The 22,759-nt window shown below is 41.3% G+C and carries 19 protein-coding genes and 1 other annotated feature; of the genes, 6 read left to right on the forward strand and 13 right to left on the reverse strand.

Annotated features, from left to right (window positions below; all coding sequences use genetic code 11):
* Positions 1–15 precede the first annotated feature (15 nt).
* Both M3234_RS10875 and M3234_RS10880 read right to left on the reverse strand, forming a co-directional pair.
* Positions 16–1,317 carry a VanW family protein gene (locus tag M3234_RS10875; RefSeq protein WP_262304732.1) on the reverse strand — a complete coding sequence of 434 codons (1,302 nt, stop codon included), beginning with the start codon at positions 1,315–1,317 and terminating at the stop codon, positions 16–18.
* A gap of 33 nt (positions 1,318–1,350) precedes the next feature.
* Positions 1,351–2,100, reverse strand: a complete 750-nt coding sequence (locus M3234_RS10880; protein WP_262304733.1) for a hypothetical protein — start codon at positions 2,098–2,100, stop codon at positions 1,351–1,353.
* 369 nt (positions 2,101–2,469) lie between these two features.
* Here M3234_RS10880 and M3234_RS10885 point away from each other — a divergent pair, with 369 nt between their 5' ends.
* The 4 genes from M3234_RS10885 (at position 2,470) to M3234_RS10900 (ending at position 5,877) form a co-directional block, all read left to right on the forward strand.
* Entirely contained in the window at positions 2,470–2,937 is a 468-nt protein-coding gene (locus M3234_RS10885) for a type IV pilus modification PilV family protein (RefSeq protein ID WP_262304734.1), read from the forward strand.
* Positions 2,930–3,496 (forward strand): type II secretion system protein, encoded by a 567-nt coding sequence (locus M3234_RS10890; protein WP_262304735.1) that lies wholly within the window; start codon positions 2,930–2,932, stop codon positions 3,494–3,496. The genes M3234_RS10885 and M3234_RS10890 overlap by 8 nt, the downstream gene beginning before the upstream one ends.
* A gap of 27 nt (positions 3,497–3,523) precedes the next feature.
* On the forward strand, positions 3,524–5,278 hold the full coding sequence (locus M3234_RS10895) for a hypothetical protein (RefSeq protein ID WP_262304736.1): 1,755 nt from the start codon (positions 3,524–3,526) through the stop codon (positions 5,276–5,278).
* 212 nt (positions 5,279–5,490) lie between these two features.
* The gene (locus M3234_RS10900) at positions 5,491–5,877 is read left to right on the forward strand and encodes a hypothetical protein (RefSeq protein ID WP_262304737.1); all 387 of its coding nucleotides are present in this window, start codon (positions 5,491–5,493) and stop codon (positions 5,875–5,877) included.
* A gap of 112 nt (positions 5,878–5,989) precedes the next feature.
* On the opposite strand, the gene M3234_RS10905 is transcribed toward M3234_RS10900, so the two are convergent.
* The 3 genes from M3234_RS10905 to M3234_RS10915 all read right to left on the reverse strand — a co-directional run bounded on the left by M3234_RS10905 (position 5,990) and on the right by M3234_RS10915 (position 11,807).
* Positions 5,990–7,708 carry a sensor domain-containing diguanylate cyclase gene (locus tag M3234_RS10905; protein ID WP_262304738.1) on the reverse strand — a complete coding sequence of 573 codons (1,719 nt, stop codon included), beginning with the start codon at positions 7,706–7,708 and terminating at the stop codon, positions 5,990–5,992.
* A 69-nt stretch (positions 7,709–7,777) separates the two neighbouring features.
* The gene (locus M3234_RS10910; protein ID WP_262304739.1) at positions 7,778–9,100 is read right to left on the reverse strand and encodes a bifunctional folylpolyglutamate synthase/dihydrofolate synthase; all 1,323 of its coding nucleotides are present in this window, start codon (positions 9,098–9,100) and stop codon (positions 7,778–7,780) included.
* A 64-nt stretch (positions 9,101–9,164) separates the two neighbouring features.
* Positions 9,165–11,807, reverse strand: coding sequence for a valine--tRNA ligase (locus M3234_RS10915; RefSeq protein WP_262304740.1), 2,643 nt, complete (start codon positions 11,805–11,807; stop codon positions 9,165–9,167).
* A 175-nt stretch (positions 11,808–11,982) separates the two neighbouring features.
* Positions 11,983–12,217, reverse strand: a binding site (T-box leader).
* Between the two features lie 157 nt (positions 12,218–12,374).
* Between M3234_RS10915 and M3234_RS10920 the strand changes: the two genes are divergently transcribed.
* Positions 12,375–12,563 carry a hypothetical protein gene (locus M3234_RS10920; protein WP_066311554.1) on the forward strand — a complete coding sequence of 63 codons (189 nt, stop codon included), beginning with the start codon at positions 12,375–12,377 and terminating at the stop codon, positions 12,561–12,563.
* Positions 12,564–12,593: 30 nt separating this feature from the next.
* On the opposite strand, the gene ysxE is transcribed toward M3234_RS10920, so the two are convergent.
* The 8 genes from ysxE to hemA form a co-directional block, all read right to left on the reverse strand.
* Complete coding sequence (gene ysxE / locus M3234_RS10925; RefSeq protein ID WP_262304741.1) at positions 12,594–13,634, reverse strand: spore coat protein YsxE; 1,041 nt, start codon at positions 13,632–13,634, stop codon at positions 12,594–12,596.
* Positions 13,635–13,745: 111 nt separating this feature from the next.
* The gene (spoVID, locus tag M3234_RS10930; protein WP_262304742.1) at positions 13,746–14,891 is read right to left on the reverse strand and encodes a stage VI sporulation protein D; all 1,146 of its coding nucleotides are present in this window, start codon (positions 14,889–14,891) and stop codon (positions 13,746–13,748) included.
* Between the two features lie 483 nt (positions 14,892–15,374).
* Complete coding sequence (gene hemL, locus M3234_RS10935) at positions 15,375–16,661, reverse strand: glutamate-1-semialdehyde 2,1-aminomutase (protein WP_262304743.1); 1,287 nt, start codon at positions 16,659–16,661, stop codon at positions 15,375–15,377.
* Between the two features lie 24 nt (positions 16,662–16,685).
* A complete protein-coding gene (gene hemB, locus M3234_RS10940; RefSeq protein WP_262304744.1) occupies positions 16,686–17,666 on the reverse strand; it encodes a porphobilinogen synthase in 981 nt (326 codons plus the stop codon).
* A 447-nt stretch (positions 17,667–18,113) separates the two neighbouring features.
* Complete coding sequence (locus M3234_RS10945) at positions 18,114–18,887, reverse strand: uroporphyrinogen-III synthase (RefSeq protein ID WP_262304745.1); 774 nt, start codon at positions 18,885–18,887, stop codon at positions 18,114–18,116.
* Positions 18,880–19,818, reverse strand: coding sequence for a hydroxymethylbilane synthase (gene hemC / locus M3234_RS10950; RefSeq protein WP_262304746.1), 939 nt, complete (start codon positions 19,816–19,818; stop codon positions 18,880–18,882). The genes M3234_RS10945 and hemC overlap by 8 nt, the downstream gene beginning before the upstream one ends.
* A gap of 9 nt (positions 19,819–19,827) precedes the next feature.
* The gene (locus M3234_RS10955; RefSeq protein WP_262304747.1) at positions 19,828–20,661 is read right to left on the reverse strand and encodes a cytochrome C assembly family protein; all 834 of its coding nucleotides are present in this window, start codon (positions 20,659–20,661) and stop codon (positions 19,828–19,830) included.
* 18 nt (positions 20,662–20,679) lie between these two features.
* A complete protein-coding gene (hemA, locus tag M3234_RS10960) occupies positions 20,680–22,020 on the reverse strand; it encodes a glutamyl-tRNA reductase (protein WP_262304748.1) in 1,341 nt (446 codons plus the stop codon).
* Positions 22,021–22,236: 216 nt separating this feature from the next.
* On the opposite strand from hemA, the gene M3234_RS10965 reads away from it, so the two are divergent.
* Entirely contained in the window at positions 22,237–22,725 is a 489-nt protein-coding gene (locus M3234_RS10965) for a LiaI-LiaF-like domain-containing protein (RefSeq protein ID WP_262304749.1), read from the forward strand.
* Positions 22,726–22,759 lie beyond the last annotated feature (34 nt).

Raw genomic sequence — 22,759 nt, forward strand, 5'->3', positions numbered from 1 at the left:
TTTTGATCCCTACTTTTACTTAGGTTGTTCATTCGGCTTACCCCATATATCGCTGTCAGTAGTTTTTGGATCTGCTTCAGCTGAGTTTGTTTCTGCAATTGTGGAATTACTGGATTCAGTATTTTTGGTACCATCAGTCGTACCAGTCGCCGGTGACTCGGTACTCGCAGCAAGTCCATGGATTTCCACTTTATAATTTGCCGGATAGTAGTCCTCAGATACAAACTCGCTTTTTATAAATTGACTATCTTGATAAATATCACGATAAAGCTTGATAATTTGCCCATCCTCACCATTTGTTTGAATTTTTGTTTTCCCTGGTTTGACGGAGGAGCTGTACTGAATGATTGTTTTCGGTGTAAGCTTTTGTTCATCCTTTACGGTCAGTTTATAACTGTATAGTAGTTTTTGGCCCTTAAGTGCAACCTTCAACTGATTGTTGTCCACCTGCATTTCAAGGAAATAGCTTGCCATGTTAGGATTTTTGACAACCAAATCTACCTTTTTGTCCGGAATTACCATTGCTTCATATCCAAGTTTTGCATAACCAGGAAGTGATGAACTGATATTCCGCTCAACAATTTCAAAGTTTGATGCTAACACAGCCTGATAGATTCCTGTTGCCAGTAGATTAAGAGTCTTCGTATCCGTCAACTTATTGTTTGCAGCAAAGCCAAGTAAAGAAAAAGTGGCATCAGCTGCAATTTCAATCGTTAGAGTTTGATTAACAATCGACAGCAGTTCACTAGGAGCATTGTCCAGTTGCACAACAGTTTCACTAATGACAACATCGTCTTTTATTTGGTCAGCAATCAGATAATCAGGGTATAGCTTGTAGCTATGTGTGCCAGGCTCAAAAAGTGAAGCAATTTGATTTAATGTTTGCGTGAGTTTCTCCCAATCAATCTCCTCCGCTTTTAAAAGTGGAAAAAGACCCTTTAGCTGTTCTTCGGCCATTGCTTTGTCAACAGTAATATTTGCAGTATTTTTTTGCCCATCATTGATGGCTGCAACAGTAGCGCTTGAATCTAATTCAAATAAGTTAACATCGAATGGAGCAGACTTGTCACCGTACAGCATTTCAAATGATATTCCTTTCATCCACTCAACGTATTTTTCCTCTAGGAGGTTCACAGCTTCCTCTTTTGTTTTACCGGAAATATTAATCATGCCAATGGTGGTGCCCTCCGCAAACTTTCCGTCAACCTTTGATAACCCCTCCACTGCTTTAGCAGCAAAATGGGAGGAGCTAAAAATAAATGTCGTACTGAAAAACAGCACAACAAACAATTTCAACATTTGTTTATTATTACTCAAAATTTCTGGCCTCCCTTCAATTTAAAGGAAATTTTACACAGTAACTTTTTTGACCGTATCTGTTTTTTCAAGTACTTCTTCGTTTGAGACTGCCACTTCGTTCATATGATTTAGGAAATCAATTAGTGAATCATCGATAGGACCATTCTCGTCGTCTAAAGCTTGTAACACAACTTCATCATCAGCTGGATGAACCACAGTTAATTCTTTTTCATCCAAGTCCAATAAACTCTCCATATCTGATAAATAAGTTGTTTCCTGAAACGGTTCCTTAACAGAATCACTGGCAGCCAACTCCGTCTCTCTTTCAAGAAGAAATGAAATATCTTCGTTTATTTCAATAGAATTACTTAATGCCGGTTTATCAAGATTAGGAAGAAATGGTGTCGTGCTTTCTTCTTTAAACGAGTCTAGCTCAAGGTTTATCGGTAGAGTATCCGACGATCTATCTTCATCCTTCACTTTTGAACTACTATTCATATTTTGATATGTTTCACTAATAATTCCATCTTCCAATTCATCATCAAAATAGGCCGTTTCTTTATACAACATCGATCCCAAGCGTTTATCAAATAAATAAGCTATGACAAGTACTAGTGCCACTAGCAATAACCCACTTTGCCATAACTCAACTACAGAATTAGCTGCTGCTCCCCCCAAGGCAATCACAAAACTTGTTAAAGCAATGACCAGCTTCCCCTTATTTGTAAACCCAATCGGTAAAACTAACATAATCACTAAAACAACTAACATGGATACAAAGGCCCAAATTATTGTTTGCATTCATCCTCTCCCCTTACACACTGTTACTATAATTCGATTAAATAACAAAATACCACAAAATACCTAATTTTTTTAACATTTCTTCAAAGAAAAGACAAAATTCGTCTACTAAATATTGTATAATACTATTAAAGATTTTAAAAGAAGTTGGAAAAAATTATAATGACTTGGTCCTTGAATTTTTCACCAAAAACCACCTAAAATAGAAAAATTAAACTTTTTTCAAAAATCAAGCACGAGTTAAATTATTACCATTATGAAAAATAAATCAAATAGATTATACTAATCTTCGAATATACCTAACCTTTTTCCTAGCGAGAAGGTATTTATTAACACTTTTAAAACTATTTTATGAAGTGGTGATTCTCAATGAATAATATCATTAAATCGAATCATGGATTTACCTTAGTTGAGGTACTTGCTTCCATGGTATTAATTACACTTATTTTACTTAGTTTTTCACAATTATTTATTCAATCCTCCAAAACGGCTGTTATTAATAACGAAAAAATCGTCACTATAAATTTAGCAGATGCCATCTTAGCGAAAGTCCAAGCGAAATCGTATACGAAATTACCAACCGGTGCTGCCGTACAAGATTATTTTAAAGATTCCACAAAAACGAATAAGAAATTAATGGATCCCCCACAGGAAATTGACCTTAACGGAAAAACGTATTCTATATCTTATCAAGCATCACAAGAAACAGATAAAAGTAAATTAAAGTATGCAAATTTCTCGGAGAGTGAGTTGGACCTAGTAAAAGTTGTTATAACCGTCACCTCACCAAATGGCAAAACGAAGGGATCTTCAGAAGGGTATGTTTCCATTGAATAACAAACATTCACATGAAAGCGGACTTACATTAATCGAATTATTGGCAGTGCTAGCGTTAATGTCTATTATTTCATTCTTTTTAGTTCCAATTGTTATTCAAAGTACAGAGACAACACGTGAAATCCAGATCCAAAATAGTATCCGAGATGAAGCGGATCTTATCGTCAGCAAACTGGTGAAATCCTTATATGAAACGAATAAAGCCCATATTATTCAAAATCAAACCGGTACAGGATATAGCTATTTGAATATTACGAATGATCCTTCTAAATGCAAAAAAGATAATAGCGGGGCAATAATTGTGGATACAGCTTGTATAAATACTTTTAAGAAAATTGGGTTTGTAACAACAGGCGGCATAACAAAATTAGTTCTCAAAGATGAAGAATATGAGGTAATGAATAAGAACATTTCCATATTAAGTGATTCAAAAATAATTGGTGATCCCACTAGTGCGAAGTCCTATGAGATTTCACTAAAATTGCAATATAAGAGCAATCGCAAAGGCAATAATTTGTTAAAAACAATAGAATTTAAAAACATTATTCAGCCGTATTAATCGTATAGGAAAGAAGGAATACGAAATATGACCCAATTATTAAAGAACGAAAAAGGCTATATGCTTGTACTCACGCTTGCCGTCATCCTCATCATTATGATCATGGGATTAAGTATAATGACCATCACAACAAATGGTTTAGCCAAAAACAAAACGAGAGAAAACATTGTACAAGGTACCGATTTGGCGGACAAAGGGACAGAATACATGATTAAAAGTCTCCAAATGGAATTGGAAAAATATATTACTGCCGGCAATGTTGGAAAAAAGGGTTTCAGAGAAAAATTAACAAGTCTTCTTACATCCAGCAGCATGATTTGTAAATCAGATGGCACAGGCGGAATTGAAATTCCAGGTGAAACCGGAAATACAAAAGTATGTATTGATGCTGGTAATATTGGAAATGTCTACAGCAGTGAAGGCGAATTAATGGAATTAAAGAAGAGAGTACCGCTTATAAGTACAGGTATTGTGAATGGAAAGATAAAAAAAACTACAACAGAAGTTGTGATTGGAACAGACGCAGTTCCGGATCAATTACGTTATTCCCTTTCAACAAATAATGGTGGTAATCTATATCTACATGGTGGAATTGAAGTCCAAGGAGATATTAAAACGGATGAAAATTTAATTTTGTCTAGCAATGCTACTTGGTTTAGTGGCAATACCGCTAAATGGCAACCAAGTGTAAGGGCGAAATTAACGCCAGGTCCTGGAAGTGTTGCTCCAAAGATTATTTTTAGTAAGGAAAATAAAGGAGTATATGATTTAAAAAAATTCGAAGAATATGATAAACATATTTCGGGTGCTAATCTTGAGAAAACCAGTTATTACACTAAATATAATCCAGCGATTGAAAGCGATCAAAACAGCATATCCAATCTATTTTTTAATAGTCCCAAAATTAGTGTATTAACAAAAACAACAATCCCACAGGACACTCTCGATATCACAAAAAAAATTACTGATAAATATAAACTATCTTCAAATAAGTATAATTATACAAATAATTTAAATATTACTGATTCTAATCATCCTACACGAAATATTAATAAAACGGATGTTGTTTTCGTTAGTGATACCGGTACTGAAAAAGTTCAAGAGACATACACGTATTTTGATAAGGTATGTGCTAAAAGCTTTTTTGGCATTTGTTATGAATGGAAACAAGAAGAAAAAACAGGTACTAGATGGGTTGATAAAGATACGTATAAATTAGGAAATATGACAATTAATGGTGGAAGTGGAAAAAGAGAAATTACATTAAAAGGTACTTATTTTGTTTATGGAGATTTAGTGATTAGGAATGTAAATTTAAAGGCAGATGCCATTATTTATGTTCAGGGCAAAGTAGATATTTCAGAAAGTACTATAACTGGTGTTGATAACAATAGTACATTAATCATTTTTGCAAATGGAAATGTAGATATGTATAATATGTCAGTTGATAGCGGTCAGAACGGAGCTACAAAAATAAAAGGTTTTTTCTATACAAACCAAGATATGATCATGTATGGCGTAGGTTCGAATATCAACTTAACTGGTGGAATCTCAGCTCGTCGATTAATTTTAACCGCTGTACGTGGAAATACTAATAATGGGAATTATTTATCTGCTACCCAACAAGCACAGATAACAAATGGAGTTGCCTCACAATATTCAAGATTAAAAATTATTTACGATCAAGATTTAATTTCAACCTATACATCATTTAAAAGAGATGAAGAGGAAGAATATATTACTTCTTTAAGTGATCCTGAAATTGTGAAGAGAACCAATTAATAAGGTACCACCCAAACAACTCTATCAATTCATATTCCTCCTCAATCTACCTACTCACTAGATTGAGGGGTTTTTTTGAATTTTTTAAAAAACCATTTTGTCATCATTCTGTCAAAATGGTTTATTATTTGAAGGGAATTTTTGAAGGATTATGAAGAAGAGTGTCGAAAGAGATAAATGGCTAGAAAATAATAGAGAAATGGGGAATGAAAATGAAAAGAGTATTACCGATCCTAATTGGGAGTCTAATTGGTTTATTTCTCTTTGTAATGCCGGGCAGTTATGTAGAAGCAGCAGCAGAGGTAAATCCGATTATTCAATCTGCTGATGACGATTGTGCCTGCCATGATGTGACTCCGATTGAAGGAATCGAAAAGGTAAAAATAACCGCGAATCTCCTCATCAGTTTTGATTTTTGGAAAGCAAGTTTGCAAGCACTGAAAGAAGGGTACTACATAAAAGATATTACAAAAATTGAAGTAATTAAGCATAATCAAACTGGGCAAGTAATGGTTGGTGTCGCGTTTGAAAATAGTAAGGGAAAAGTAAAAATGTATGTATTCTCGAATGGCAAATTCCTTGGGGCAACCCCCTTGTAATCTCATCTGATATGAAAGAGCATTACATAATTCCATAGTTCAAGTAGACAATTTTTGCTATTAATACATAAAATGGGTGCTCACAACTTCAGTTGGAACATCCATTTTATGTTTAATGCGACGTATACTCCGCAACCCGATTCCGTCCCGCCTGCTTCGCCCCTATATACAACGCCCTGTCCGCATGACGAACCAGCGCCAACGAATCCTCCGCATCCTCTGGTGCCGTAGCCACTCCAATTGAAACGGTTACCTTTACTTGAATTTTCTTCTGTTCCTGATCAAGAGCTTGATAAAGGATAAATGGCCAGTTGGCAATCGATTGTCTGATTTGCTCAGCAATCTGGGATGCTTCTTCCTTCGAAATATCAGGCAGGAGCACCACAAATTCTTCGCCGCCATAACGGGCTACGGTTCCGCGGGTCGCTACCAATTTACTAATACGATTGGCGATATCACGAAGGATTTCATTGCCGCTTTGATGGCCGTAAGTGTCATTTATAGTTTTAAAATGATCGATATCCAGAATGATTAACGATAGCATCCGATGTTCGAACCTTGTCAATCGTTCAAATTCTTTATGTAATAATTCCTCAAAATAGCGATAATTATATAAATTGGTTAAGGCACAGCGTTCGCTTTGGTTTTTGGTCCGTTCATAGTGTTTGGCATTTTCCATTGCCACAGCAAAATAGGAACAGAGAATGTCGACAATGGTTAACTGATATTTTTCATATGCCCGTTTCGTTCTGGAGGCAAGCAATAAGATCCCGATCACCTTTTTATTGCGGATGATGGGAACGCATAGAATGGCTTCGGTATCATCTGGCAAATATCCTTTGGTTTTCTGCTGCCAGTCTTTTTTGGCGGAAAAAATTAGTGCCTCTTGTTTGTCCCACACCAACCCGCAAATGCCATCCCCTTTTTTCAGCGGAGGCATTTCCATGTATGTGCCTTCTCCAGACTCGATCCGGCGGCTCAATTTTAGCTCATCGCCTACCTTTTCAAAGATATAAGCATAATCAACGGGAAGCATTTCCCCAAGCTTTTGAATAAACAAATTGATAACATCATCCACCCGCAGGCGTTCTGCCATCTGGTGGCCAATTTCAGCAGCATCTTGTAAATAATGATTAATTTTTTGACTTGAATAATAGAGTTGAAAAATAAGCGATACACTGACAAACGGCAGGCCAACAAACAGAATGGCCAGTAAACCAACCTGTTTGAATAGAATGTAGAGAACAATTCCGATTGGTAATGTTATCACTGTCGTTAACGTTTCAACAAAAAAGTCTTTTCCAAAAAAAGCTTCTTTTCGCTTGTATATATAGTAGAAATTAAACGAGACAATAATTTGATTCACAAAATAGTATAGAACCGCATAAAAGACAGCCAGCCATAATGCCTTAGTGTCAGTGGATAAAGACGGTGCAGTTTGACCGCCGAGTCCGTAATAAGCTGCACCGCTGACGAAGGAGACAATAAAGAACATCATCAAATTAAACGGCAAGCGGAAAAGTTGTTCTTTTGGCAACCTAATTTTTATAAATAACGCCACAACAGCAATCTGGCTAATGACCAATTCAATAAATAGGCCAAACGTTAAAAAAGTGGCCAATGCCACCCATTGGATTAAGAAAATAGGAGTATGATTAATCATGATCGGCATGGCGGCAACTAGTACCGTCAACACCAAAAATGCCAGTAGTTTCAGCCAATTACCTGAAAATTGTGGAGGATAGGCCTGATAGGTAAACCACATTCCCGCAGGAACCAGTAAAAGCCATACCAGAAATATCGTCTTTTGAACATGCGGTTTCACCCCCATCCGACCTGCCCCCTTCCTAAATTTGGTTATTACAAGATAATTTCATTTTACCAAATGGCAAAAATTCTGTCATAAAGAAATCGTCATATTTTTCAAATATTTACGCACAAATGGTTTTGCTTCCGATATAAAGTACAGGGATCCTGTGATGACTAAAATTTCGTTTGACTCCAGGGACTGAATTTCTTCAGGGATATAGGTCTGCCAGTCATCAACTGCCAGTTTATTAGGAGATTGGCTGAGTTTCACCAGCTCTTCCGCTTTTGCAGCCCTTGGGAAATCGAAGCTGACAAAAGAAATTTGGCTGGCCATTTTGTCGAGTTTTGCAATCATCGCATCCAGTTTCTTATCTTTTAGGGCCGCAAACACAATATGAATGCTTTTGCCCTCATACCGATTGGTCAATTCCTCTACCAATGCCGTGATTCCCTCGTCATTATGTGCCCCATCAATGATGACTAGCGGGTCCTCAGATAAAATTTCAAATCGGCCTGGCCAGTACGCCTGTTTTAATCCGTTTCGAATGGCTTGCTGGTTGAGAAGGAGTTCGCCTTGTTGAGTTAAATATTGCGCAGTCGTTACGGCAAGAGCAGCATTTTCGGTTTGATGCTGGCCCATCATCGATATTTCAAGCTGCTCCAAGTGATTGAATTGGGTCTGCAAGGTAAACTGTTCCCCATGGGCAAGTGACTCGTGATTGCTTATCGAAAAATTATGATTTAGTTTAAAAATAGGTGCCTGCATTGTGTCAGCCTGTTTTTGGATGACTTTGAGAGCGCCGGGATGCTTAACCGCAGTGAAAATCGGTGTATGCTCCTTAATAATTCCCGCTTTTTCGAATGCTATTTCTTCATACGTGTTCCCTAGGATATTTGTGTGATCAAGCCCAATATTGGTAATGATCGATGCTAATGGGTTAATGATATTGGTGGAATCAAACCGGCCGCCTAAACCAACTTCATATAGGACGAGATCGATGCTGCTGTTATTGGCAAAATAATAGAACGACATCGCCGTAATAACTTCAAACTCGGTTGGCCCGCCGAGTTCTGTTTCCTCCAACTCATCTGCCAACGGGCGGATGATATTGGCGAGGTCCATAATTTCCTGATCGCTGATTGGCTTGCCATTGACACTAATCCGCTCATTGAACTGTTCAATATATGGCGAGGTAAAGGTACCGACCGTATATCCACCAGCTTGAAGAATACAGCGCAAGAAGGTAACAGTCGACCCCTTACCGTTCGTTCCTCCAATATGAATGGTCTTCATTTTAGCTTCCGGATGGCCAAGCTTGTCCATCATCCATTCCATTCGCTTCAAACCGGGTTTAATGCCAAGTCTCAGTCGTCCATGAATCCAGTCAAGGGCTTCTTGATAGGTAGAAAACATTTTTGTTACCCCCTTTTAATAAAGCTGAGACGAACCCTAAGTTGGATTCGCCTCACTTCCCTTTTTATCCCTTTAATTCTTTAATTCGAGCTTCAACGATGCCGCGCTTTTCGAGATAGTCTCTCTCTTTGGCCCGTTCTTCGGCCACGACGTTTTCAGGCGCCTTTTTCATAAAGCCTTCGTTGCTTAATTTCTTTTGAACTCTTTCCACTTCTTTGTTTAGTTTATCCCATTCTTTTTCAAGACGGGCAATTTCTTCATCAATATTGATGAGACCTTCGAGCGGAAGGATGATTTCCAAACCGGTAATAACCGCTGTCATCGCTTTGTCAGGAATGACAATGTCTGTATCCATTTGGAGTTCTTCCGGATTACAGAAGCGCTCAATATAACTTCGGTTTTTCTCGACAGACTTTAGAATTTTTTCATCCTTCGCTTTTACAAGCATTTTAATTTTCTTGCTTAATGGTGTGTTAACCTCGGCACGAATGTTGCGAACCGAACGAATCATTTCCACAAGAAGCTTCATTTCTTCGGCAGCTTCATCATTAGTAAACTCAGGGTTAACTGCTGGCCAGCTTGCTACAGTAATTGATTCACCTGCATGCGGCAGGTTTTGCCAAATTTCCTCGGTGATAAATGGCATGAATGGATGCAGGAGGCGCATCGTTTGATCCAGAACATAAGCTAGAATCGAACGGGTTGTTTTCTTAGCAGCTTCATCATCACCATAAAGCGGCAGCTTCGCCATTTCAATATACCAGTCGCAGAAATCATCCCAGATGAAGTTGTAAAGCGCACGGCCAACCTCGCCAAATTCATAACGCTCGGAAAGCTTTGTCACGTGCTCAATCGTTTCATTTAAACGCGTTAAAATCCACTTATCAGCAACTGACTTTTCCCCGCTAAAATCAATTTCTTCATATGTGAGGCCATTCATATTCATGAGCGCGAAACGGGAAGCATTCCAGATTTTATTGGCAAAGTTCCAGGTTGCTTCCACTTTTTCTGTGCTATAGCGCAAGTCCTGGCCAGGTGATGAACCGGTAGACAGGAAGTATCTCAGGGCATCCGCACCATATTTGTCGATAACCTCCATCGGGTCAACACCGTTTCCAAGCGATTTACTCATTTTTCTTCCCTGTTCGTCACGAACGAGACCGTGGATGAGAACATCCTTGAACGGACGTTCGCCAGTAAATTCAATGCTTTGGAAGATCATCCTTGATACCCAGAAGAAAATGATATCGTACCCGGTAACAAGAACATCAGTTGGGAAGTAGCGTTTGAAATCAGCCGCTTCCTTATCAGGCCAGCCCATTGTCGAGAACGGCCATAGTGCCGAACTGAACCACGTATCCAACACGTCTTTGTCCTGTTCCCAGTTTTCAATGTCTGTCGGCGCCTCATGACCAACATAAACCTCACCGGTTTCCTTGTGATACCATGCTGGTATCCGGTGTCCCCACCACAATTGTCTTGAAATACACCAGTCGCGGATATTTTCCATCCAATGCAGGTATGTCTTTTCGAAGCGATCCGGAACAAAGTGAACTTTGTTTTCCTTGCTTTGCAGGGCAATCGCTTCATCGGCGAGTGGCTGCATTTTTACAAACCATTGTGTTGAAAGATACGGCTCAACAACTGCACCGCTGCGCTCAGAGTGGCCAACAGAATGAAGATGCTCTTCAATTTTAAACAAAACGCCTTGCTCTTGAAGATCTTTAACAATTTGCTTACGGCATTCGAAGCGATCTAAGCCTTGGTACTTACCGGCGTTACCATTCATCGTGCCGTCCTCGTTCATGACAAGAACACGCTCCAGATTGTGTCGGTTACCTAGTTCAAAGTCGTTCGGGTCGTGGGCTGGGGTAATTTTAACCGCCCCGGAGCCGAATTCCATATCGACATAATCATCAGCAACAATCGGGATTTCCCTGCCAACAATCGGAAGTTTTACGGTTTTTCCGATTAAATGCTTGTAACGATCATCTTCTGGATGAACAGCAACCGCTGTATCGCCGAGCATTGTTTCCGGACGAGTTGTAGCGACTTCAATATGTCCTGAACCGTCGGCAAGCGGGTAATTCATATGATAGAACGCACCTTGAACATCTTTATAAATAACCTCGATGTCCGAAAGTGCTGTTTTTGTTGATGGATCCCAGTTAATGATATACTCACCGCGGTAGATGAGTCCTTTTTTATAAAGCGTGACGAAAACTTCACGAACAGCCTTTGAAAGACCCTCATCAAGAGTGAACCGCTCCCGAGAGTAATCGAGGCCAAGACCTAGTTTGGACCACTGCTGGCGGATGTGGGAGGCATATTCTTCCTTCCACTTCCATGTTTCCTCAACAAATTTCTCACGGCCAAGATCATAACGGCTTTTGCCTTCGCTGCGAAGTTTTTCTTCAACCTTTGCCTGGGTCGCAATCCCGGCATGGTCCATTCCCGGCAGCCAAAGAACATCATAACCCTGCATTCGCTTCATGCGGGTCATAATATCCTGAAGTGTAGTGTCCCAGGCATGGCCTAAATGCAGCTTCCCAGTTACGTTTGGCGGCGGAATCACGATGGTGTACGGTTGTTTCCCCTCGTCATCCTTTGCCTCGAAAAATTTTCCTTGCAGCCACCAGTCATAACGCCCTTTTTCAATACTTTGCGGGTCGTATTTGGTCGGCATCGTAATTTCTTTTGTTTCCATCCGATTTTGCCCTCCTATTGTACATGCTTAAACATAAGTTCTTAATAAAGGCGGTGTGAGCAGAGCTACACAATATTAAGTTGCAACGACTATCTTAGAAATTTCAGAAACCTATTGAGGAAACGAAATAAGGTGCGTCGCTCCGCCCCTGCACATAAAAAAACTCCATTCGTCGTAAAAGGACGAATGGAGTTTGCTTCGCGGTACCACCTTTTTTCCAATCAAAAATCTGATTGGCACTTAAATCGATAACGGATTTGATCCGTCTTCAACTACAAGGATTCTTGAATCCGTTCGCAGAAGAAGCTCTTGGGCGACATTCCGATGGTCCGCTTAGGAAATCTTCCAGCTACTGATTTCCCTCTCTTTAAGCCGGCTGGCACCGTACTCTTCCCGGTCAAAGCTTAATTTTAAATTATATAGTTATACTACCCAAAACAAGGGGTTGACGTCAATCATCATAACCAAATTTATTTATTTTTATACTATGTAAGATTTTTGGAGAATTCACACAATTTACGAATATACATAAAATAAATGCAACAAATAAAATGGGGAGGTTTGTTGGTGAAGAATTTCCACAAGTATAAATACCGTCCCTGGTTCAGAACGTTTCGGAGATTGAGCGGACAGTTAATTATTCCGTTTATTATTTTTCAATTCTTGAGGACGATATTTTTGCCGACTGTTTTTGATGTGTTGTTGTTATCATTCTTTATCGTTATTGCCATCTCGATTTATTTTGAAATCATTTAAGGAGCCCATTTAGCAGTTTAAATACATCTGCTACTGGGCTCCTTCTTTTGCCTGCTGTTCAGCTGCTTTCCGCTGATTTTCGATTTCCGTCATTTTCGAAACGACATACTCGATATTCTTCAGATGAAAGTAACGTTGCTGGAGCTGACGGACTAATTTCAGCTCATTCCTCGGCCGCTTCTTTCGATAGTACTTTTCTACGATTTGGATCACCTGGGTTGGATAGGCCAGATAGCTGTAGAACAATAGTTTTTCGTCATCCTTAAACGGAAAATATTTATAGTAATGATAAATCCAATCAATGACGTCATCATTTCGTTTCGGTCCGGTATTTAATGCTCTCGATACATATGGCAGCAGGTCGTGAATCGGCGAACCGTAGCTCGCATTTTCGAAATTGATAAAATAGCCGTAGCCCCGCTCATCATAGACAAAATGATCGGACGCCACTTTGCCGTGTACAACAACCATTCGCGCTTTTTCGTTATCTTTTGTTTTCTCGTACCACTCCTCAAATTTCGTTTTTGAAAATCGGAGTGCCAGGTTGATTTCATTGTAGTATAGGCAATATAACAACTCGAATGGAGACATGTAGGTCTTTTTTTCACAAACATCAATAAAACCATCTAAGAATTCCTGATGTTTATCGAGCTGCTGAATTGTTTTTTCATAATGCTCTATGCGTTCCTCTTTATTAATGGTAATTTCTTTTGCAGAAAGGGTGTGCAGTCTTGCCAGCTCACGAAACAGTTGGTGATGTGCCTGGCGGTTGCCCCTGCTGTCGTTTGACATCCAAGGCATGAGATAATATAAATTATTTTCATGCAGTACAGCATACCTGCCGTCCATGGTGGGATAAATCGGCACGATGCGGTTATAGCCCTTTTGATAAAGGTAATGAACATGCCGGATAAAATCCGTCCCGGTCGTCGGGGCAATTTTTTTTAAAGCAAAGGTGCCTTTGTTTGAGTAAATCTTTTGGATGCTGCCGTAATCTTCAACAAAGTGAGGCTCGACTTGATAGTGATCTAGTATGGGTGTCAGGGTATCAAGGCGATTGGAGTCATTCATAGAACTCAACCTTCTTTCAAAAGGAGAAACAAATATTAACTACCGGATAAGGTTTGAAAAAAGAAGGAGAGCAGGTCTAAAAATAAACCCGCTCATTCTCTTGGCACTACATTATTTTTTCGCAAGGGCTTTTGGCACATATAGGACTTGGCCTTCATAAACATCCTGATTCAAATCAAGATTGTTAACACGGAGCAGGTTTTGAACAGACACATCATACCGCTCGGCAAGGCTTTCGACCGTATCGCCCTTTTGGACAATGCATACCTTTAAAACGGATTGGGATGAGCCTTCATCTTTTCGGGCAAAAAACTCTGTCAGCGTCATGGATTTCTTTTTTCCGCCAAACAATTTCTTCTTTTTCTTATGTTCCACTTCTGGTGAAGATGATGATGAGCTTTCTTCATATTCCACATCAACTGTTTCCAGTTTAACCTCGACTTCCTCCTCCACCTCTACTTTAACAGCCTTATGCTCCTCGCTTCTTTCCTGATAACCCCATGCTGGCTGATTGGCTTCAGCATTATACTCCTGGAATTGCCAAGGCTGTGGGTTGGCAGGCTGGTCGCTTTCCTGGAACTGCCACGACTGGGGCTGGTAAGTATCTTCTTCATCCTCAGGTGGTTGATAGTTGAACGTTGGGAACTTAGGAAACGATTCTGCCTTTGGCTGCTCTTCCTCTTCTTTTCTAGCTTCAGTTTCAAACAAGAAGTTAGGCTGGTAATTGCTTTGGAACTCTGCCGGATTTACCGAAATTTCCTCAGGCTCTCCTTCTTCATTTGAGCGGTGGACCAACTCAAGTTCCGGTTCCGGTTCTTGCTGCTTATCTGGCCCGTATAATCCGCTAATCGTCAGTTCAGCGGAAAGCTTTAAGCAGCTGCGCTCAGGGAAGGAATAATCAAACGATTCCACGAGAACATCAATATCATAAACACTTTGAATTCGATTGTTCGGAATCGTGATATCAACTGGGAATCGATGTGAAAATTCACACGTCCCCTCCTCACGTTCGGCAACTCTCTCCACAAATTTTTGCGATGCTACCCCTTCACCTTGATGGTCATTTTCGTCCTGTAGGCTTTTGTATTCGCCCGATAGGTCCAGCGAACCGCGTATAGTGACGTACTGATCGTTTTCCTGGATGGTAATATCGGGGTCTAGGGAAATGGAGATAAGCTCCTCGACTTCCTGTCCTTTTCTAAACCACAACGACTCCTCCACGGAAAATCTAAGGTACGATTGATTCTCCTGGGACAAAGCGACTCCTCCTTTCGTTTCCTTTACGCAAAATCACTATGTCACTTACACTTTATGAAACCATTTTTTTATTTATGATAAAAAAGCGAGATTCTATGAAAAAGAAAAAGCCCCTCTAGTATGAGGAGCTGGTTCCATTACAATGTAACGAACAATTAAAACTTACTCCACTAAGATGGCTTGTCCCTTACCGGGTAACCAGTAAAGAAAAATAACCGGAGATTTTCCGGTTATATCCAGTATGGAGCTCATTTCGGGGAAAATAAGCGGAGGTTTTCCGACTATGCAAAGAAAAATACCCCATTTTCACGTTTTTCGAGTCAATAGGCGGAATCTCTCCGTTTATTTAAGCCTTTTTTAATAGAAATTACCAATTAAGCGGAATTCCTCCGTCTATTTATCAGCTGGGCTGCTTATAAAAACTCAAGGGGACATCCCCGGCCATAATGAAACCAGTGATGTCCCCTTGACAAATGAATTCCTTTATTTAAGCTTTGAAAAAGCAACCTCAACTGCTCCAATTGTCTTTACAATATCCTCGTCTGAGTGCTCGGTGGAGAGGAATAATCCCTCAAATTGAGATGGCGGCAGGAACACGCCTTGGTCAGCCATTTGACGGTAATACTCAGCAAAGAACTCCAAATTTGATGTCTTCGCTGTTTCATAGTTGATGACATTTTCCTTGGTAAAGAAGAAACCAATCATTGAACCAGCACGGTTAAAGGTAACCGGTACATCATATTTCTCCGCAGCAGCCTTGATGCCTTTTTCAAGCATGTCGCCTTTGCGGATAAACTCATTGTAATGCTCAGGTGTTAATTGGCTTAAGGTTTCATAACCTGCCGTCATCGCAAGCGGATTCCCTGATAGTGTACCAGCTTGGTAAATCGGTCCGCTTGGCGCAATACGTTCCATGATTTCTGCACGGCCGCCGTATGCACCTACTGGAAGCCCGCCGCCGATTACTTTTCCTAAACAGGTCAGATCAGGTGTGATACCAAAATGGCCTTGAGCACAATTATAACCGACGCGGAAGCCGGTCATTACTTCATCAAAAATAAGCAATGCGCCATATTCGGTGGTAATGTCACGCAGTCCTTGGAGGAATCCTGGCAGCGGTGGAACAAGTCCCATGTTGCCGGCAACCGGTTCAACAATAATACAAGCGATATCATCGCCAAATTGTTCAAATGCGAATTTTACCCCTTCAAGGTCATTATATTGCACTGTAATGGTATTTGCAGCAACGCCTTCAGGCACACCAGGGCTGTCAGGCAAGCCAAGTGTGGCAACGCCGGAACCTGCTTTAATTAACAAGGAATCACCATGGCCGTGGTAGCAACCTTCAAATTTTAAAATCTTGTTTCGGCCGGTGTAGCCGCGCGCCAGACGCAGCGCACTCATGGTTGCCTCTGTTCCCGAGTTAACCATTCTGATAATTTCAATTGAAGGTACGCGGTCTTGCACAAGCTTGGCCAGTTTATTTTCTAGCAAGGACGGTGCCCCGAAGCTGGTCCCTGATTCAGCTGTTTTTTTCAACGCTTCGACAACCTGATCATTGGCGTGACCAAGAATCAGCGGCCCCCAAGACAATACGTAGTCAATATATTCATTGCCGTCGATATCGTAAATTTTTGAGCCTTTTCCACGTTCCATGAAAATTGGATCCATGTTAACGGACTTAAAGGCACGCACTGGGCTATTTACACCGCCTGGCATTAATGTTTGGGCTTCTTTAAATGCTTCAATCGATTTTGTATATGAACGCATCTTTTTCCCTCATTTCGAAAAATATTATTGCTCTTCCTTCAACCAGCGAATAGCATCTTTTGCATGATACGTGATGATTAAGTCAGCTCCGGCGCGCTTCATGCCAAGTAACAGTTCAAGAACAGTAGCTCGTTCGTCCAACCAGCCGTTTTGCGCTGCCGCTTTAATCATGGCATATTCTCCACTCACGTTGTATACAACAACCGGTAAATTGAAGTTATTTTTAACATCACGAACAATATCAAGGTATGGCAAACCAGGCTTCACGATTAAGAAATCTGCTCCTTCGGCCACATCAGACTCTGCTTCACGGAACGCTTCCATGCGGTTAGCAGGGTCCATTTGATAGGTTTTGCGGTCGCCAAATTTCGGTGCACCCTCAGCCGCTTCGCGGAATGGACCGTAGAAGGCTGAAGCGTATTTAACAGCATAGGACATGACAGGGATTTCGGTAAAACCAGCTTCATCAAGCCCCGCGCGAATGGCTGCAACAAAGCCGTCCATCATGTTGGATGGGGCGATAATGTCAGCTCCTGCTTTTGCTTGACTGATGGCAGTTCTAACAAGCAAATCAAGTGACTGATCGTTGAGAATCTTCTCCCCTTCGACAACACCGCAATGGCCGTGGCTTGTAAACTCACACAAGCAAGTATCGGCTACGACAAGGATGTCAGGGAAGTGTTGTTTAATATAGCGTGTGGCTTCTTGGACAATACCATGATCATGGTACGCCTGCCCGCCGCATTCGTCCTTCGTTTCCGGAATGCCGAACAATAATACCGCCTTAATTCCATGCGCTGCGATATCTTCCATTTCCGCATGGAGGTGATCGAGCGAAACTTGGTAAACACCTGGCATCGAGGATACCTCTCTGCGGATGTCGCTGCCTTCGTATATAAATAACGGGTAAATGAAATCCTCAGCTTTGAGGTGGTTTTCTCTGACTAACGCACGCATACTTGCACTTGAGCGCAGGCGGCGGTGACGTGAAAATTGCAAATCCATATGTAAAACCTCCAAAATTAGTTTGAAACTCGTGACACATTGTGTGTTACTCTCGGATGAGGTTTGATTACTCTCGTTTGGTACGGTTACTGTCGGATAACACTCGTTAACTGTGGCAATCCACTTTTACTTGCGGATAACGCCACCCAACTTGCGGATAGCGTCACCCAATTTGCGGATAGCGCCACCCAATTTGCGGATAACGCAACTCAACTTGCGGAAGCCAGTTCAACTTGCGGATAGCACAACTCAACTTGCGGATAACGCCACCCAATTTGCGGATAACGCAACTCAACTTGCGGATAGCTCATTCCAACTTGCAGAAGCCAGTTCAACTTGCGGATAACGCCACCCAACTTGCGGTTAGCGCCTTCCAACTTGCGGATAGCGCAACTCAACTTGCGGATAACGCCACCCAACTTGCGCTAGCCATCTATCTATATAAACTCACCCTTTTTCAAGATAAGCAATCGTACTCTTAATCATTTCCTCAACTGTATACTCTACTGGAGCGGCATGCACCGGCAGTCCGTATTCACGAAGCCTATTTTCAGTAATTGGCCCAATGCAGCCGATGATGCACGGCTCTAGTCGGGTTTCCAATCCGTTTGCCGAAACTACCTCCATAAAATGGTCAACGGTTGACGGGCTGGTAAACGTTAAAATATCGAGCTCCCCGCCGCCAAGCATGCCCACAAGCTTCGCCCGGCTCTCTTCCGGCATGTAGGTTTCATAAATGACCACTTCATCGACGATAGCTCCAGCCTCCGTCAAGGAATCAGCGATATACTCCCGGGCGAGATTTCCTTTTGGAATTAAAACTCGGGACCCGGGACTCACAATAGGCAAGAACTCCTCAACAAACACCTCAGCCACATAGGCGGAAGGAACGAAGTCAACCGGAAACCCGCGCTCGTTCAAAACCTTCGCCGTCTTTTTCCCAATGACGCCGATTTTAGGAAAATCCGGCCCGACTACTCCAAGAAAGGAAAAGAACGTCTCCACCGTAACATTGCTGGTAAAAATAATCCAATCATATGTACCCAGCTTCTCCAAACACTCGGAGAGGCGCTGGTTTTTTTGAATCGGCCGGAATGCAATCAGAGGAATTTCCACCGGAATCCCTCCATACTTTGCGACAAGCCGGGAGAAAGAGGCTGCTTGGCCTTTGCCTCGTGGCACAAGCACCTTTTTATCAAGAAGAGGCGGTGATTTAAGCATGATCTTCAAGCTCCAGCTTGACACGATCAATCAGATCCTTCGCTCCTTTTTCAATCAATAAATCTGCGGCTTTGATACCAAGCTCTTCAGGATTTTGCCCGCGAAGCTCTTCACGGTAGATTTCTGTTCCTTCAGGTCTTGCCACCAATACATTCAAGACAATCTCATCGTTATCTTCCGCATAGGCAAAGCCCGCAATCGGCACCTGGCACCCGCCCTCCATTTTTTGCAGGAAGGCACGTTCTGCGCGAACGGCACGTTCTGTTTTCTTGCAGGTGAATTTTTCAAACAGCTCAAGCAGTTCATGGTCATCTTCACGGCATTCAATCGATAAAGCCCCTTGGCCAACAGCTGGAATACAAATATCTGCATCCAAAAACTCCGTAACAACATCACTAGCCCAGCCAAGTCGGGAAAGACCTGCCGCTGCCAAGATGATGGCGTCATATTCTTCGCCTTCCAGTTTGGCTAGTCTTGTATCCACATTACCGCGGATCCATTTAATTTCTAAATCAGGACGTTTCGCCAACAATTGAGCGCTGCGGCGCAAACTGCTAGTGCCGATAATCGCACCAGGTTTTAAATCAGCCAATTTCACATGCCCCTTGGAAATCAAGGCATCACGGTGATCTTCACGGAACGGTACGCAGCCGATTGTAAGACCTTCCGGAAGTACGGCTGGCATGTCCTTCATGCTGTGAACCGCCATATCAATCTCTTTATCAAGCATGGCCTGCTCGATTTCTTTAACAAACAGTCCTTTGCCGCCGACCTTGGAAAGGGTGACATCCAATATTTTATCGCCTTTTGTGACGATTTCTTTTACCTCAAATTCAAAACGGGGATCCAGCTTTTTTAGCTGTTCAATCACCCAGTTTGTTTGTGTCAGCGCCAATTTGCTGCGTCTGGAACCTACGATAATTTTTCGCATGACTGCCTCCTATGAGTACCAAATATGAAATGTTGATAATTGACCAAATAAGAAAAAGTTGATTAATACAATCAAAAATGATGCTGTATTCCAAATGGCGAGTTTTTTTCCTGACAGATTTCTCACTGTCCGTAAATATAAATAAATGCTGTAGGCTGTCAGCAGGATAAACGAACCAATAATTTTGATATCGTACCACGGCATTCCCGGGAGCTTTAAAAACGCCCACTGCAGGCCAAGAATTAAGCTCAATAGCAGCATCGGTACACCGACTACAGCAAGTATGTAAGACAGCCGTTCAAGTTTCTCCAAATCGGCAATCCTTAACAACCTTGGACCCCATTTTTTCCGTTTCAATAAGTCATATTGGAACAGGTATAAAAGGGAAAAAACAAAGGAAAGTGAAAATGCCCCGTAGGACAAAATCGCCATTGTGATGTGAATTAACAAAAGCTCCGATATCAGCTGTTTGGCCATTACATGGGAATGAGTATCCATCGGTGCAAACGTATGAATCGCCATGACGGTAAAGCCAAGAATATTGGTAAAAAAGACGATAAAATCTACCCGCAGCAAGTGATTTATTCCTATTGACAATGTTACTAATACCCAGGCATAAAAATAGAGTCCCTCAAAAATTGTCAGTACAGGGAATCTGCCCGTTTGTAACATATAGGAAATGAGAAAAACCGTCTGCAACACCCATACAAATGCAAGTAACCAGAAGGCAACTCGGTTTGCCTTCCGGTTATGGTGAATGAAGTCGAAAAAATATAACAACACACTGAAGGCGTAAAAAACAACTGTAAATTCATGTAGCCTTGTTATTAAATCATTGAACATAACAGGGAGCCCCCTAGATTAAAAGGAAGCTTGCGGTTGATGAACCGGTATTTTGTTAGTCGATTCAGCCGCTTTTACTTGATGTTCCTGTGCCAGCTCTTCAATGTTAAAAATCTTCATAAACAAATCCATCGCCTGTTCGGCATCTGGTCTTGCAGCGATTTCTTTTGCTTGCAAGATTGGGTCCTTTAACAGCTGGTTAATGATACTCTTCGTATGCTTATTTAAAACTTTCTTATCACGATCTGTTAGATTCGGCAGCTTGCGTTCCAAACTGACCATTGTTTCAGCCTGGATTGCCAATGCTTTTTCCCTTAGCGCCGAAATAACAGGAATAACCCCAAGCATGCCGAGCCATTGTTTGAAGTCGACAACTTCCTTTTCAATCATGAGCATGATCTTTTCGGCAGCCTTCTTGCGTTCCTGGAGGTTTGCCTCGACAATGCCTTCCAAATCATCAATGTCATATAAGAAGACATTTTCCAAATCGGCAATTCTTGGGTCGAGGTCACGGGGCACGGCGATATCGACCATAAACAACGGCTTGCCTTTCCGCTGTTTTTCAACTTTCGCTATCGTTTCTTTCGTGATCACGAAGTCCTTTGCTCCTGTGGAACTGATGAGAATATCTGCATCGACGAGGGCTTGGTTCAATTCTTCAATCGTTCTTGCCTCACCATTAAAGCGGCCGGCAAGGTGTTTTGCTTTATCATATGTCCGGTTAATAACCGTGACTTTTTTAACCCCATTACCGTGCAAATTCTGAGCGGCCAGTTCACCCATTTTTCCTGCGCCAAAAATCAGCACATGCTTATTGGCAAGAGAACCAAAGATTTTCTTGGCCAATTCTACAGCCGCATAGCTGACAGAAACGGCATTGGCGCCGATTTCTGTTTCCGAATGGCCTCGTTTTGCCACAGTGATGGCTTGCTTAAATAAGTGATTAAATACAGTGCCGGTGGTTTTTTGCTCTTGGGCAAGCATAAAGCTAGTTCGAACCTGTCCCAAAATTTGCGTTTCCCCGAGCACCATCGAATTTAAACCGCATGTAACATTAAATAAATGCCCTACAGCACCGTCATCTTCATATATGAAGAGAAATGGAGAAAATTCCGTTTGATCCATTCCAAACCATTCCGACAGAAATTCCTTAATATAATAACGGCCCGTATGCAATTGATCGACTACTGCGTAGATCTCCGTGCGATTGCATGTTGATAAAATCACATTCTCCAAAATGCTTTTCTTGTTGTTGAGCTTTTTAATGGCATCCACAACATCGGTTTCACTAAAAGTCAGCCGTTCCCGGATTTCTACGGGGGCAGTTTTATAATTTAGACCGACCACGACAATATGCATTTGTTAAGGACACCCCCAATATGATTACAGTATTAACTAGATTGATTATATCACGAACAATTTTCCGCCTATCACGAAAAATGTGAACATAAAACGACACTATATGTTATGATTAAGAAAATAAAAAGAGCGGTTTTTATAGAGAATACTTCCCTTTGTACAGTATCAAAAAAATAGACTTGATTCAAGTGAACCTTACTGGAAGTGGTGTTTATCATGAAAAATCAACGAATTTTTCCCGGAATCATTTTAATTGGATTTGGGGCCTACTTTTTATTGCAGCAAATGGGAATGACTATATTCGGTGAATTTTTCACCTGGCCAACCTTGCTGATGATTGTTGGGATTGCGTTTTTAGGCCAGGGTTATTCTGCTGGCGACTCGGAGGCGATCCTCCCGGGAGTTATTATGACCGGGTTTGGCCTTCATTTTCATTTGGTCGGCGACGTGAGTTTTTGGCCGAATAACCATATCGGCATGCTAATGCTAATCATTTCAATTGGCTTTTTTCTGCGGTTTCAAAAAACGAACTCAGGTTTATTTCAAGCCTTTTTATTTCTGGTTATAGCGGTCTTGCAGCTGTTTTATGATAAAATTACTGGATATTTTGGATTATTACAAAATGGAATGAGCATTGTCTGGAAATTCTGGCCTGTCCTTTTCATTCTAGTTGGTATTTATTTTCTCTTAAAAAGGAAAAAATAATCAAAAAACCGCCTTGCACTCATGTGCTTGGCGG

The sequence above is a fragment of the Neobacillus niacini genome, from assembly GCF_023715785.1.
Classification (GTDB): domain Bacteria; phylum Bacillota; class Bacilli; order Bacillales; family Cytobacillaceae; genus Neobacillus; species Neobacillus niacini_E.